This is a genomic window from Caballeronia sp. AZ7_KS35 (assembly GCF_023631045.1).
GTDB classification, from domain to species: Bacteria; Pseudomonadota; Gammaproteobacteria; order Burkholderiales; family Burkholderiaceae; genus Caballeronia; species Caballeronia zhejiangensis.
This window is the reverse complement of record NZ_JALQDV010000023.1, coordinates 1-13,680: the sequence shown is the minus strand read 5'-3', so window position 1 is coordinate 13,680 and position 13,680 is coordinate 1. Positions and strand designations below refer to the sequence as shown.

At 62.1% G+C, this 13,680-nt stretch carries 11 protein-coding genes; 1 reads left to right on the top strand and 10 read right to left on the bottom strand.

Features of this window, described 5'->3' with window-relative positions:
• Window positions 1-331: 331 nt before the first annotated feature.
• The 9 genes from NCT05_RS15740 to NCT05_RS15700 form a co-directional block, all read right to left on the bottom strand.
• Window positions 332-1,168, bottom strand: a complete 837-nt coding sequence (locus NCT05_RS15740; protein ID WP_409014143.1) for a glycine betaine ABC transporter substrate-binding protein — start codon at window positions 1,166-1,168, stop codon at window positions 332-334.
• Window positions 1,169-1,301: 133 nt separating this feature from the next.
• On the bottom strand, window positions 1,302-2,543 hold the full coding sequence (locus tag NCT05_RS15735) for an FAD-binding oxidoreductase (protein ID WP_409014144.1): 1,242 nt from the start codon (window positions 2,541-2,543) through the stop codon (window positions 1,302-1,304).
• A 23-nt stretch (window positions 2,544-2,566) separates the two neighbouring features.
• Window positions 2,567-3,865: an aromatic ring-hydroxylating oxygenase subunit alpha gene (locus tag NCT05_RS15730; RefSeq protein ID WP_175982385.1), complete on the bottom strand. Its 1,299-nt coding sequence runs from the start codon at window positions 3,863-3,865 to the stop codon at window positions 2,567-2,569.
• Window positions 3,866-3,903: 38 nt separating this feature from the next.
• The gene (locus tag NCT05_RS15725) at window positions 3,904-4,662 is read right to left on the bottom strand and encodes an adenine nucleotide alpha hydrolase family protein (protein ID WP_250502684.1); all 759 of its coding nucleotides are present in this window, start codon (window positions 4,660-4,662) and stop codon (window positions 3,904-3,906) included.
• A complete protein-coding gene (locus NCT05_RS15720; RefSeq protein WP_175982383.1) occupies window positions 4,659-5,822 on the bottom strand; it encodes an electron transfer flavoprotein subunit alpha/FixB family protein in 1,164 nt (387 codons plus the stop codon). The genes NCT05_RS15725 and NCT05_RS15720 overlap by 4 nt, the downstream gene beginning before the upstream one ends.
• 4 nt (window positions 5,823-5,826) lie before the next feature.
• A complete protein-coding gene (locus tag NCT05_RS15715) occupies window positions 5,827-7,743 on the bottom strand; it encodes a (Fe-S)-binding protein (protein WP_250502683.1) in 1,917 nt (638 codons plus the stop codon).
• 14 nt (window positions 7,744-7,757) lie between these two features.
• Window positions 7,758-9,821: an NADH:flavin oxidoreductase gene (locus tag NCT05_RS15710; RefSeq protein ID WP_250502682.1), complete on the bottom strand. Its 2,064-nt coding sequence runs from the start codon at window positions 9,819-9,821 to the stop codon at window positions 7,758-7,760.
• 28 nt (window positions 9,822-9,849) lie between these two features.
• Entirely contained in the window at window positions 9,850-10,380 is a 531-nt protein-coding gene (locus tag NCT05_RS15705; RefSeq protein WP_250502681.1) for a DUF5943 domain-containing protein, read from the bottom strand.
• Between the two features lie 31 nt (window positions 10,381-10,411).
• On the bottom strand, window positions 10,412-11,383 hold the full coding sequence (locus NCT05_RS15700; protein ID WP_250502680.1) for a dipeptidase: 972 nt from the start codon (window positions 11,381-11,383) through the stop codon (window positions 10,412-10,414).
• A gap of 410 nt (window positions 11,384-11,793) precedes the next feature.
• On the opposite strand from NCT05_RS15700, the gene NCT05_RS15695 reads away from it, so the two are divergent.
• Window positions 11,794-12,789: a GlxA family transcriptional regulator gene (locus NCT05_RS15695; RefSeq protein WP_250502679.1), complete on the top strand. Its 996-nt coding sequence runs from the start codon at window positions 11,794-11,796 to the stop codon at window positions 12,787-12,789.
• A gap of 4 nt (window positions 12,790-12,793) precedes the next feature.
• Here the strand turns inward: NCT05_RS15695 and NCT05_RS15690 are convergent, their stop codons facing one another.
• Window positions 12,794-13,561, bottom strand: coding sequence for a GNAT family N-acetyltransferase (locus NCT05_RS15690; protein ID WP_250502678.1), 768 nt, complete (start codon window positions 13,559-13,561; stop codon window positions 12,794-12,796).
• Between the last annotated feature and the right edge of the window lie 119 nt (window positions 13,562-13,680).

The window sequence follows — 13,680 nt, the reverse complement described above, 5'->3', positions numbered from 1 at the left end:
CAGACCGTGCGCGAGCCAAGCCCGATTAGGTGTTTGAGGGCACTCTTTAGGCAGCCCACGATGGACGAGAGGACTACCCAAATTGCGTGTGACCGCGGGCGTATCAGTAGCTGCTTTCTTTGCTTACTTTCTTTGCAGCAGCAAAGAAAGTGAGTGCCGCCCCGCACAGGGGCAGTGCTAATAGACCGACACGAATACGGGATCCGGGATCCGGCGGAAACAAAAGCCAAAAGCCAAAAGCAAAACCCCAAAAAAAAAGCGCCGCAGGCATAACCCACGACGCTCAGCGTTTGCCCAAACGCCCAAAGACCCAAAAACCCAACGAAAAAAATTACTTAGTCCAGGACTCCACCCGATCCCCATGCGCGCTGATCCACGCATCCGCCGCCGCCTGCGGCTTCTCTCCATTTTGCGTCGCCAGCATCACGCTATCGATCTCACCCGGCTTCCACTGAAACTTCTTGAGGAATGCCACCACCTGCGGCGCCTTCTTCTCCAGCTCCGGATTGATCACGTTATCGACGTGCTCCGACTCACCGAACACCTTCTTCGGATCCTCGAGGAACTTGAGCTTGTACTTCGCGAACATCCAGTGCGGCTTCCAGCCCGTCACGATGATCGGCTTATTGGCCGCTTCGGAACGCGCCAGTTCCGCCGTCATCGCCGAACCCGAACTCGGCAGCAGCTTGTAGTCGAGGTTATAAGCCTTGATCGCTTCGCTCGTCTTCTGCATCACGCCCGCGCCCGCATCGATGCCCACGATGCGCGAATCGAATTCCGCCTTCTTCGCCTCGAGATCGCTCAAGCTGTTGACGTCGACGTTCTCCGGCACGATCAAGCCGATTTTCGCGTCCTGAAAGTTCGGACCGAGATTCACGACCTTCGACTTGAAGTTGTTCCAGTATGCGCCATGCGTGACCGGCAGCCACGCCGACAGCGTCGCGTCGAGATCGCCGCGCGCCACGCCCTGCCACATCACGCCCGCGGCCACCGGCACCAGTTGCACCGGATAACCCAGCTTCTTCTCGATCACGCGCGCCGCCACGTTCGACGTCGCCACGCTATCGTCCCAGCCCTCGACATAACCGATTTTGATCGTCGGCTTATCCGCGGCGTTTGCCATCAGGCTCGATGCGAGGGCGGCGCTCATCGCCCCCAAAACGAGCATTCTTCTCATCGGTTTCATTTGGTTTCCCCTTAGCGGCCCCACGCCGTGTAGCGAACAGAATCACCAGCCAGAATTGACGCGTAGCGCACTTTTCCGACACTCAGTTGTCAAGAAACGACGCGCCCCTCAGGGCTTACTTGTCGACGACGAGATCGCTCATAGGCTTGCTGCAGCACAGCAGCACCATGCCCTGATCGATCTCGCGCTGACGTATGCCGCCCGCATGCTTCATGCTCACTTCGCCCGACACGAGCTTGACCTTGCACGTCCCGCACATGCCCTGCGTACACGACGATGGCAAGCGCACGCCCGCCTTCTTCGCCGCATCGAGCACATGTTCGTTGCTGCCGCATTCGATGTCGCGCCGGCTCTTCGCGAAGCTCACCTTGAACTTCGTATCGACGACGGGCGCGGCTTCAACAGGCGCTTCGATGATCTCGACGGGCTCTGTCGGCGCGGGCGCAAAGCCGACCGCCTCCTCGCGCGCTTCGACGAAATCCGTCTGCGTCGCAAGGGCCTCGGCGACATGCGCCGTCGTCAGTTCAGCCGCGACTTCCTCGACGACGCCGAACGAGAAGCTCTCCTCGTGATAATGCTTGCGATCGAAACCACCTGCATCGAGCAGATCGCGCACCGCCTTCATATACGGCGCCGGGCCGCACGTGAAGACTTCGCGCTCGAGAAAGTCCGGCGCGATCAGCTTCAGGAGCGGCAGCGTGAGAAAGCCCGTCACGCCCGGCCAGTTCGTGCGCGTGCCGACCCGCTCGCACACGAACGCCGTGCGGAAGTTCTTGTGATTCGACGCGATGAGATCGAGCTCGCGCGCAAAGATGATGTCATCCGGCGTGCGCGCGCTATGCACGAACACGATGTCGGCATCGTCGCCGAGTTCGTGATGCGCGCGGCTCATCGACATGAGCGGCGTAATGCCCGAACCCGCCGACAAGAACAAATACTTGCGCGCCGGATGACGCGCGCACGTGAATTCGCCCGATGGCCCGAGCACGCGCACCGTCGATCCCGCGACGAGGTTATCGTGCAGCCAGTTCGACACCGGTCCGCCCGGCACGCGCTTCACCGTGATGGAGATCGTGTGCGGGCGCGTCGGCGCGGACGAGATCGTATAGCAGCGATTGATCTGCTCGCCGTTGATCTCGAGCTCCAGCGTGATGAACTGCCCCGGCTCGAAGACGAACGTGCGCTCACCCGGCGCCTTGAAAAAAAAGCTCTTGACGTCGTGCGTTTCCTGCCGGACGTGACAGCAGACGAGCGTCTCGTCCGTGTCGCAATTCCAGCGCACGGGCAGCGTCCCCCAGAACTTCGGCTGGGTCACGCGGCTGTCGGTCGGCTCGAAAGTAGCCTGATCGCGCATCATGTTCTACTCCTGCTACGAGGCTGTCAGCGCATGAAGGAAACGACTTTCTCACCGAGCGACGCATCGACGCCGTGCTCGGGCGTATCGGCGTAATCGGCAAGACGTCCGATGTACCACTCGCAAAACTTCTCGACGAGACCTTCCGTGAACGGCGAGTACGGACCCGGTTCGTAGGCGTTGCTCGCGACGCCGAGTTGCGAGTACTCGACGAGCGTGCGGTCCTGATCGTTCGTCGCGCGCCACACGGCGGTGAGATTGTCGACGTCGTAATCGATGCCTTCGCGCGCGTCCTTGTGCACGAGCCACTTCGTGCGGACGAGCGTTTCCCCCGATGCAAGCGGAATCACGCAGAACGTCACGATGTGATCGCTCATGAAGTGATGCCACGAGTTCGGCTGCGTCCAGAACGACAAGCCGCCCAGGTCCGCGCGCTCGAAGCCGCCGAGCAGTTTCTTCGATGCGACTTTCGCATCGAGCGTCTGCGATTCGCCATCGCGATCGAGCGGCAAACGTTGCGTGCGAAAGCCCGTCACGAGATCGGCGAGGCGTTCGATTTCCGCGGACGGCAGGCACATCGCTTCCCATTGCTTCGTGCGCTCTTCGACGGTCTTCTCGAACGCCGCCATGCCTTCTTCGTTCGCGGGCGAGCGCTGATAGCCGAAGCCGTATTCGTAAAGCGAAATGGTCAGCTCTGGATGATTCGCGACGCAGTGATAGCACTCGCGATTGTTCTCCATCGTGAGCTTCCAGTTGCCCTTCTCGACGATATCGATGCTCGCCGCGATCTTGCAATCCTTCAGACCGTGCGGCGCGAGATACGGCTCCATCGCTTCGCGCATCACGGCGAAATCGGCGGGCGGTTCATCGGCGAGACAGACGAAGATGAGGCCCGCGAGATTCTGGACATGCACCTTCTTCAGGCTGTGCTTGCAGCGGTCGAACTGGTCGCCCATGTGCTCGGCGAACATCAGATCGCCGGAGAGGTTGTAGGTCCAGCTGTGATACGGGCACACGATATTGCCGAGCGAGCCCTTCTCCTGATTGCACAGGCGCGCGCCGCGATGCCGGCACACGTTGTAGAAGGCGCGTATTTCCATATCGTCGTCGCGCACGATCAGGATCGAATCGTTGCCGATCTCGATCGTCGTGTAATCGCCCGGCTCGGGAATGTCCGGCTCGACGGCGACCTGAATCCAGGTCTTGCGGAAGATGGCATCGAGGTCGAGCGCGTGAATCTCTTCGCTCGTGTAGAACGGCGCCTCGAGCGTGTGGCCCTTTTTGCGGCGTTCGATCATTGCGCGAACGTCTGCCGAAACTTTCATCGTGTGCACCTGTATGTGGGTCGATGTGGGTCGAGAAATCAGTAATCGACGAGTTGATGCTCGCGCAAATACGCCAGAATCACTTGTGCTTTTTCGACGGAACTCCCTTCAATTACGACGCTTCCGCCGCGGCTTTCGGTCGTCGTCGCGCCGAGCATGCGCGCGTGGCCCGAGCGCTTTTCCGGCGCGGCGAGTTTCTTGGGCTTGGCCGTCATCGGGCCGATGCGCCACGCCGTGCTTTCCTTGTCGACGGGCGCGCTCGCGGCGACCGGCGCGACGTGGCCTTCGCGCATGCGCGCATAGGCGTAGCGCGGCGCGGCGTTGGCCAATGGATGCACGGCGACGAGCGCGGGCAGCGGCGCGCGCACGCGTCGGCGCAAGCCCTTCGGCATGAACTGGCGCACTTCGACGCCTTCCTTCGTCACGCTGACATCGACCGCCGCGCCGACGAGCGGAACGTTCAGCGCATCCGCGAGCTTGTACGGCAGCGTGCCGCTGTCGTAAGCGCCTTCGGCGCGCGTGCCGGTGAACACGAGCTCGTAACCCGCAAGCCTTTGCGCGAGGGCCGCACACGCATCGCCTTGCGTGTTGAGCACTTCGACTTTCGACGCGCCGAGCGCGAGATATTCCTGCAACGCCGGATTAGCCGGATCGCCCGCGTGCAACACGTCGAGTTGCGCGCCGTGCGTCTTCGCGATGCCGATGGCGATGGTCAGCGCGGCGGCGTCGTTGCGGCTGTAGCGCGCCGCGCCGCTGACGGGATGACGTCCGGTGGAGACGAGAACGGCGATCTTCATGCAGCGACTCCTTCGGCGATGTGCGCGGTCTGCGCGATCGATCCGCCGCTGGCACGCGCGGCGCGTGCGGCGGCGGCGGCATCGGTCAGTGCCTTGATCGTTTCCTGCGTGTCCGCGACGATCGTCAGATTCGCGCGCTTCGCGATCGGCGCGCTGGCGTCGAGATTCACGGCGATGACGTGGCGGCAATCCTTGATGCCCTGCAAGTGCTGAACCGCGCCCGAAATGCCGAACGCGATATACACGCTCGCCTCGACGGTCTTGCCGGTCGCGCCGATCTGCTTGTCGCGCGTGAACTTGCCATCGTCGACGGCGACGCGGCTCGCGCCGATCGCCGCGCCCAGCGTGCCCGCGAGCGCTTCGAACGCGGCGATGTCCGACACGCCGTTGCCCGCCGACACGATGAAGTCCGCTTCCTCCAGCGCGACCTGCGCCGCGTCCATCTCTTCGATGCCGAGGTCGACGTAAGCGCTCGCTTTCGCCGCCGGCACGATGCCTTGCGGATTCATCGCCTCGCCCGCGCCGACGAAGGGCAGCTTCGCATCGACGGCATGAGCTGCAAGCAAAACCATATCGGGCAATGCACGCGATGCAAGCGCGCGACCCGCCTGTGCATACGACGCGACATGCGCTGCATCGATTTCGACGACCTGCGTCGCGATGGACGCATCGGCGCGTGCGGCGTAGCGGCGGCCGAGATCGCCGTCGCCGGTTGCGTTGTCGGGCATGAAGATATGCGCCGGTCGGAACGCAGCGACGCAGGCGGTCAACGCGCGCACTTCTTCGTCGGGCGCGTAGTTGCGGCGATCGAACTCCGGCAGCGCGACGTAGCGATCCGCGCCGAGCACGGCGGCATCGTCCTTGAACTCGCCGAACGCGATCAGCACGACTTCGGTCTGATCGTCCGCGAGCAAGGCGGCGGCCGCGAGCGCCTGGCGCGCGTGATCGTCGAGCGCGCCGCGATCCGTGTGCGCCGCGACGAGCAGCGAACGCGTCGCGGGCTTCGTCGTGCGGCGCGGCTTCGTCGCTTCCTTGTGGCCGCCGTGCGTGAAGTTCAGCACGACGCCATTGCCGATTTCGCCGAGCGTGATGCGCTTCAGTCCATCGGCCGTGATGACGAAGGGACGGCGCGGATCGATTCGTTTGATGTCGTTGTTCATCGCTTCACTCCAAGGCCGCAGCGACGAGTTCCGCCACGTCGAGCACTTCGGGACGAGGACCGACCACGCCTTCCAGCATCGCGGTGCATTGCGGGCAACCGACCGCGACGACTTCCGCGCCGACCGACTTCGCATCCGCGATGCGGATATCGGGAATGCGCTGCTTGCCGGGGATATCCGTCAGCGGCGCACCGCCGCCACCGCCGCAGCAACGCGCGCGCATGCCATGACGCTCCATCTCGACGACCTTGATGCCAATGGTCTTCAGCAACTTGCGCGGCGCTTCCGTCTCGCCGTTGTAGCGGCCGAGATAGCACGGATCGTGGTACGTGATTTTCTTGTCCGCGAGCACGGCGGCGGCCTTCGGCGTGAGCTTGCCGCTCGCGACGAGCTCCGCCATGAACGCCGTGTGATGCTGCACTTCGTAGTAGCCGCCAAGCGCGCGATATTCGTTGCGCAAGCTATGCAGCACATGCGGATCGGCCGTGACGATGCGACGGAACTGGTATTGCGACAGCGTGTTCATCAGCTTCGATGCGCATTGCTGGAACGTGGCTTCGTCGCCGAGACGCCGCGCCGTGTCGCCCGTATCCGTTTCGACGCCGCCGAGCACCGCGTAATCGACGCCCGCCTTGTTCATCACTTTGGCGAGCGCGCGCAGCGTGCGCTGATAGCGCATGTCGAATGCGCCTTCGCCGGCGATCAGCAGAACATCGACAGGGCGTCCCGGCTGCGCGACCTGCACTTGCAAATCCACCGACCAGTCGTAGCGCGCGCCGATATCGAAACCGTTCTGACTGCCGGTCTCGCGCAGGTTCGCGAGCGTGATCGGGCCTTTGCCGGGCACATTGCCTTCGACGAGCGTTTGATTGCGGCGCATGTCGACGATCGCATCGACGTGCTCGATCAGCATCGGGCACTCCTGCACGCACGCGCGGCACGTCGTACACGACCAGATCGTGTCCGCTTCGATCATCTGCGAGATGAGCGGCTTGGTCGGACCGCCGGAATGCCTGCCGACGGGAATGCCGGGTGTCGGGCTACCCGCGTATTGCGAGTCCGATCCGCCGACCATGCCGACGACCAGATCCTGAATCAGCTTCTTCGGATTCAACGGCTGACCCGATGCGAACGCGGGACACGCGGCCTCGCACTTGCCGCACTGCACGCAGGCATCGAAGCTCAGCAACTGATTCCAGCGAAACTCGACCGGCTTGCCGACGCCATATTCCTTCGCATCGAGCACGGGCTTCTTGAGCGCCGTCGGCGGCACGACTTCGCGTTCGTTCTCGTCCTTCGCGTGAAAACGCTCCTGACGCGGATGAAACGCGAGATGCAGCAGACCCGCCATCGCGTGCTTCATCGGGCCGCCTTGCGCCGCGCCGAAGGTCATCGTGTACGCGCCCGCCGCGATCAGCAACGCGACGATGATCGCGAGCGCGCCGGACATCCACGATGCAGGCAGCAGCATGAACAACGCGAGACCGAGCGCGAACGAACCGAGCAGCAACGGCAGGCTGTCCCACGGTCCATGCGACAGACGCGCGGGCACGTCCTTCGCGCGACGCCGCTTGTACACGAACATCGCACCGACGAACATGATGATCGCCGCGAGGAAGATCGCGCGGTCGAGCCACACCGAATAGATCGCGAGACCGTAGTTGACGAAGACGAGCGCCATCGCGAGGATCGCGCCACCCGCGGTCGCGACGTGCGTCTTCGCGATATACGGATCGCGCGCCACGACATGATGCAGATCGACGAAATAGCGCTTCGGAATGGTCAGCAGATTCGCCCATCCATAGGCGCCGGCCGTCGTCGCGCGGCCTTCGCGCCAGTACGCTGCGCGCTTGAGCAAGGCGAACGCGAGGCCCGCCATCGAAAGCCACAACAGCGCGGTGATGACAAACACGGGGTTCATCGTCGAATACCTCGTCAGAAGTCTTTGCAGAGGCGCAGCGAATCGTAGATCGCGCTGTGGATGTTGTGCATCGAGATGCAGTCGCCGACGCGGAACAACAGGAAGCGTCCGTTGCCGAGCTCTTCGCTCAACGACGGCTGCGGTAGCGATGCGAACAGCGTGTGCACGTCGATCTGTCCGCGATTGAGCGACTCGGGCTTGAGCTTCCAGTAGAGCGCGTCGTTCGGCGTGATGCCGTTCTCGATCACGACCTGATCCACCGCGCGCTCTTCCTGCTCTTCCGTGTACTCGTTGCGGATCACGGCGATCTTCTTGCCGTTTTCCTCGTAGACCTTGTCGAGCCAGTAGTTAGGCGTATGAATGACGCCTTGCGCATAGAGACGGCGATAGAAGATCGGGAACGTGGTGCCGCCGGTGTCGTCGGCGACTTTGACATCGGGCGTGACGATCTCGACGTTATTCCCGCGCGACGCGATGAAGTCCGCTACGCCCGCGCCCGCATGAGTCGATACGCCGTCGTAGACGAGCACGTTCTTGCCCGGCTCGACCTTGCCCGAAAGAATGTCCCACGAACTCACGGCGAGACCTTCTTCGACGCCCCACGCAGGGACCTGATCGGTGAACGACGAACCGCCCGTCGCGAGCACGACGATGTCCGGCTTCTCTGCCATGATCATCTTCTCGTCGGCGGCGACACCGAGACGGCGATCGACGCCGAGGCGCTTCGTTTCCATGTCGAACCAGCGCACGATGCCGGCCATTTGCTCGCGCTGCGGCGCTTTCGCGGCGAGCATGACCTGACCGCCGACATAATCGTTCTTCTCGAACAGCACGACATCATGACCACGCGAACGCGCGACGCGCGCCGCTTCGAGACCGGCAGGCCCCGCGCCGACCACGACAACCTTGCGCTTCGGGCCACGCGTCTTTTCGATGACGTGCGGCATCGTCTGTTCGCGCGACGTCGCGGCGTTCTGCACGCACAAAACGTCGAGACCGTTGTACTGGCGATCGATGCAATAGTTCGCGCCGACGCACTGCTTGATTTCGTCTTCGCGGCCATCGCGAATCTTGATGACCATATGCGGATCGGCGATCTGCGCGCGCGTCATGCCAACGAGATCGACCATGCCGTTTGCAAGCAGACGCTCGGCCTGTCCTGCATCGCGAATGCTTTGCGCATGCATGATCGGCAGCTTCACGACCGACTTGATGCCCGCGGCGAGATGCACGAACGGCTCGGGCGGCAGCGCCATCGGCGGCATGCAGTTGGCGAGCGTGTTGTGCGTATCCGCGCCCGAACCGATCACGCCGACATAATCGATGAGGCCGCTTTCGGACATCGCCTGCGCGATCTCCTTGAGGTTCTCGTGCGAGAGACCGTCTTCATGAAATTCGTCGCCGCACATGCGCAGGCCGACGCAGAAATCCGCGCCCACTTCTTCACGCACGGCCTTCAGCACTTCCATCCCGAAGCGCAGACGATTCTCCAACGAACCGCCCCATTCATCGGTACGGAAGTTGGTGCGCGGGCTCCAGAACTGATCGATCAAATGCTGATGCGCCGCCGAGATCTCGATGCCGTCCATGCCTGCATCCTTCACGCGCTTCGCGGCCGCCGCGAAGTCCTGGATGATGCGCTTGATCTCTTCCACTTCGATGATCTTCGCGTTGCCGCGATGCACCGGCTCGCGCACGCCCGACGGCGACATCAGATGCGGCCAGTGCTCGCCGTGCCATGCGGAGCGGCGGCCCATGTGCGTCGCCTGAATCATGATGAACGCGCCATGACGATGCATGGCTTCGGCGAGACGCGAGAGCGGATCGATGACCTTGTCGGTCGCGAGGTTCACCGACTTCCACCAGCCTTGCGGACTGTCGATCGACACCGGGCTCGAACCGCCGCACACGGCGAGGCCGACGCCGCCCTTCGCTTTCTCCTCGTAATAGCGGATATAGCGGTCGCCGGGCAGACCGCCCGGTTCGGCATAGACCTCCGCGTGCGCGGTGCTGACGATGCGGTTGCGCAACGTGAGCTTGTTGAGCTGAAGAGGCTTGAAAAGGTTCGGGTAACGCATCGCGATCGACCTCGGAGTTGAGCTTTGCTTACAGCGGCGACACTTCAAATACGCAATGCGAATGGCCTTCCGCCGCGCATTGGGTTTCGATCGACTTCGAGCGCGGACCTTTCTTCGTACTGTCGGGAGCCGTGTCGTTCACCCAGTCCATCGCGCCCGCGAACCAGCCCGCGAACATGTAGCAGAGCTTGCCCTCTTTGCCCGGCTGCGCGAGCACGAACGACGAGTTATGCAGATGAATGCGCGCATGCGATGTCGCAGGATCGGCTTCGACGATCGTGAAGAGTCCCCATCCACGTTGCGACAGGCGCTTCAGGTAATGCTCGAAGCACGCCATGCCGCTGATGCCGTGCTTCTCGGCTTCCTTGTCGCACCAGTGATACGCGGACTTGTAGCCGGCCTTGTAGAGAATCTCGGCATACGTATCGCGGCCGAGCGCTTCTTCGACGGCGACGTGATTGTTCGTGAAGAAGTGGCGCGGCACGTAGAGCATCGGCAGCGCGTCGGTGGTCCAGACGCCGGTTTGCGGATCGACATCGATAGGCAGTTGCGGTTGCATCGCGGGGTTCCTGTTTATTTGTCGTTGACGGTCAGACGTTCCAGACTTCGCCGAAGAAGCGCATCCAGTTTTCGCCCATCACTTTCTTGATGCGCGATTCGCTCCAGCCGGCCTTTTCCATTGCAGCGGTGAGGTTCGGGAATTCGCCGATCGTGCGAATGCCTTCCGGATTCACGACCTTGCCGAAGTTCGTCAGGCGGCGATAACGGCCCTTGTCGTGCGTGATCCAGTCGAAGAATTCGGTGCTATAGCCTTGCGTGAAGTCCGTGCCGATACCGACGTTGTCTTCGCCGATGACATCGATGGTGTATCCGATCGCTTCGAGATAGTCATCGACCGTTGCATCCGGGCCTTTCTTGAGGAACGGCGAGAACATCGTCACGCCGACGAAGCCGCCCGCATCGACGATCTCGCGCAGTTGATCGTCGCTCTTGTTGCGCGGATGATCCTTGAGTCCCGACGGACAGCAGTGCGAGTACGTGACGGGCTTCTTCGAGCAGGCGATCGCATCGGAAGACGTCTTTGCGCCGACGTGCGAGAGATCGACCATGATGCCGACGCGATTCATCTCGTGAATCACTTCCTTGCCATAACCCGACAGACCGCCGTCCGGTTCATAGCAACCCGTGCCGACGAGGTTCTGTGTGTTGTAGCAAAGCTGGACCACGTTCACGCCCAGCTCCTTGAACACTTCGATATAGCCGAGGTTGTCCTCGAACGCATACGAGTTCTGGAAGCCGAAGATGATGCCGGTCTTGTTTTCCTTCTTTGCGCGCAGGATGTCGTCGGTCGTGCGGACGAGCGTGAGAATTTCGCTGTATTCGCGGATCTGCTGCTTCATTTCCGCGATGTTGTCGATGGTCTTCTGGAAGTCTTCCCACACCGACACGGTGCAGTTCACGGCGGTGACGCCGCCCTTTCTCATGTCTTCGAACACGGAGCGCTCGAACTTCGAGATGTTCAGTCCGTCGATGATGATGCTGTCGTTGTGGAGGGTGCTCATCGTGGTGTGCTCCGTGTCGCCTGAGAGGTGGGGGTCGTTCGACGTCGCTTTCGTCGTTGCGTCTATTCTTGACTTTCGCCGTGCCGGTCAATTTACGAATTCAGACGTGTTCTTTACCTTTTCCGACATGCGCGTCTGTTTTCGACAAGTGGCGAATTCCTTTTCGGTGTAGCGAATTTTTTGTGTGGGCTGTTGCACTGCATCGGAACGATCGTGCGCTGCTGCAGTGCATGTCTTGCGGCGCCTGGCCCCGCGTCAGTGCGAGCGCGCAGCGGAGCATGCGCGATGCCCTTCATCGATCAGGGTTTAGCCTGATGGCATGGTAGTTGCACTCGCAACCAAAATTGCAAGCGTGGTAAGCGCCGCGCATGACGGCGCCACTCAATAGATTCCAAGGAATCAGTTCTCACATGTCCTCCGATCGCACGGCGTCGCTGTCACACTTCGCGCTCATGCCGCTTCCCAACTTCACGATGATCGCGTTCACCAATGCGATCGAAGTCCTGCGCATGGCGAACTACTTGACGGGGCAGCCGTTGTATCGCTGGTCGATCGTGAGTCCGGAGGGCGGGCCGGTGACGGCGAGCAACGGGCTTTCCGTCGATACCGGTCCGGTGGAATGCGTGGGGCAGCCCGACATCGTGTTCGTGGTCGGCGGCATCGACGTGCAGCGTGCGACTACGCCCGCGCATCTTTCTGCCTTGCGCCGTTTCGCGCGCACGGGCAGCGTGCTCGGCTCGCTTTGCACCGGCACGTATGCATTGGCGCGCGCGGGCTTGCTCGCCGGCTATGCGTGCGCGATTCACTGGGAAAACATGTCGGCGCTTAAAGAAGAGTTTCCCGACACGCGCTTTCTCAAAGAGCTGTTCGTGGTCGATCGCGATCGCGTGACGTGTACGGGCGGCGTCGCGCCGCTCGACATGATGCTGAACTTGATCGCGGCACGCGTCGGCACCGCGCGGGTGACGCAGATCGCGGAGCAGTTCATCGTCGAGCATGTGCGCGATACGAGCGCGCAGCAGCGGATGCCGCTCGTCGCGCGTCTGGGGTCCGCGAACAAGTCGCTTTTCGAAGTCATCTCGCTGATGGAGAACAACATCGAAGAGCCGTTGTCGCGCGAGGAACTGGCGCGGCTCGCGGGCATGTCGCAACGGCAACTGCAGCGGCTATTCCGCGAACATCTGGGCATGACGCCGACGCATTACTATCTGACGTTGCGCTTGCGGCGCGCGCGTGAATTGCTGCTGCAGACCGACATGTCGATCATGCACATCACGATGGCGTGCGGTTTTCAGTCGGCGTGTCATTTCTCGAAGAGCTATCGCGATGCGTTCGGCACGGCGCCGACGCGCGAGCGGCGCAAGCAGGTGCCGCCGCTGGCTGCCGTTCCCGCGATGGTGGCCTGAGCGTTCAGATCGCCATGTGAAGGCGCGTTTCGCAGACTTCGCATCCGCCGAGTCTTTCGGTGCGGAACACGCCGTCCAGTGCAAAGCCGAGCGCCTTGTAGAAGCGCAGGCCGTGCACGTTTTCTTCGAGCGCCCAGAGCGTCATTTCCCGATAGCCTTCGCTTGCCGCGGCGTTGATCGCTTCATCGATCAGCATTCTTCCCGCGCCCTGGCGCCAGTGTGCCGGGTCGATATAGATGGCTTCGATTTCGGCATCCGTTCTGCCTTTGTCGTTATCGCGTGACGGGCCCCATGCGATCCATCCGAGCATGATGTCGTCGCGTTCGGCGAGCATTATGCGGGGCATGCCGCGCGCGATCAGCTCGGACCAGAGGGCACGGCGTTTCGGAATGGAAAGCGAATTGAGGTATTCGGCGGGGAAGATGGAACGATAGGCGGCCTGCCAGGCCTTCACGTGGATGCGCGCGATTTCCGCAGCATCGGAGGGGGCCGCCAGGCGGAAGGAAAGCGCGGTTCGGAGGTAATCGGCCTTCATGCGTCCAAGTATGACGCGGTTTTCTTGCTTTTTGCCTTGTGGTTTTCGCTTGGTTCGGGTTTTGCCGGATGCCGGTTTCTTCCGGGAGCCGGTTTGGCTTGGCGTGGGTTTCGCCGGAGCCCGGGTTGGGTTGGCTTGGCTTGGTTTCGCCGGATCCCGTTTTCGCGTCGGTCTATTAGCACTGCCCCTGTGCGGGGCGGCACTCACTTTCTTTGCTGCTGCAAAGAAAGTAAGCAAAGAAAGCAGCTACTGATACGCCCGCGGTCACACGCAATTTGGGTAGTCCTCTCGTCCATCGTGGGCTGCCTAAAGAGTGCCCTCAAACACCTAATCGGGCTTGGCTCGCGCACGGTCTG

Excerpts from the sequence above, each read along its gene's own strand:
- NCT05_RS15740 (WP_409014143.1), bottom strand. The coding sequence starts at position 1,168 with ATGCTCGTTTTGGGGGCGATGAGCGCCGCCCTCGCATCGAGCCTGATG.
- NCT05_RS15735 (WP_409014144.1), bottom strand. The coding sequence starts at position 2,543 with ATGATGCGCGATCAGGCTACTTTCGAGCCGACCGACAGCCGCGTGACC.
- NCT05_RS15730 (WP_175982385.1), bottom strand. The coding sequence starts at position 3,865 with ATGAAAGTTTCGGCAGACGTTCGCGCAATGATCGAACGCCGCAAAAAG.
- NCT05_RS15725 (WP_250502684.1), bottom strand. The coding sequence starts at position 4,662 with ATGAAGATCGCCGTTCTCGTCTCCACCGGACGTCATCCCGTCAGCGGC.
- NCT05_RS15720 (WP_175982383.1), bottom strand. The coding sequence starts at position 5,822 with ATGAACAACGACATCAAACGAATCGATCCGCGCCGTCCCTTCGTCATC.
- NCT05_RS15715 (WP_250502683.1), bottom strand. The coding sequence starts at position 7,743 with ATGAACCCCGTGTTTGTCATCACCGCGCTGTTGTGGCTTTCGATGGCG.
- NCT05_RS15710 (WP_250502682.1), bottom strand. The coding sequence starts at position 9,821 with ATGCGTTACCCGAACCTTTTCAAGCCTCTTCAGCTCAACAAGCTCACG.
- NCT05_RS15705 (WP_250502681.1), bottom strand. The coding sequence starts at position 10,380 with ATGCAACCGCAACTGCCTATCGATGTCGATCCGCAAACCGGCGTCTGG.
- NCT05_RS15700 (WP_250502680.1), bottom strand. The coding sequence starts at position 11,383 with ATGAGCACCCTCCACAACGACAGCATCATCATCGACGGACTGAACATC.
- NCT05_RS15695 (WP_250502679.1), top strand. The coding sequence starts at position 11,794 with ATGTCCTCCGATCGCACGGCGTCGCTGTCACACTTCGCGCTCATGCCG.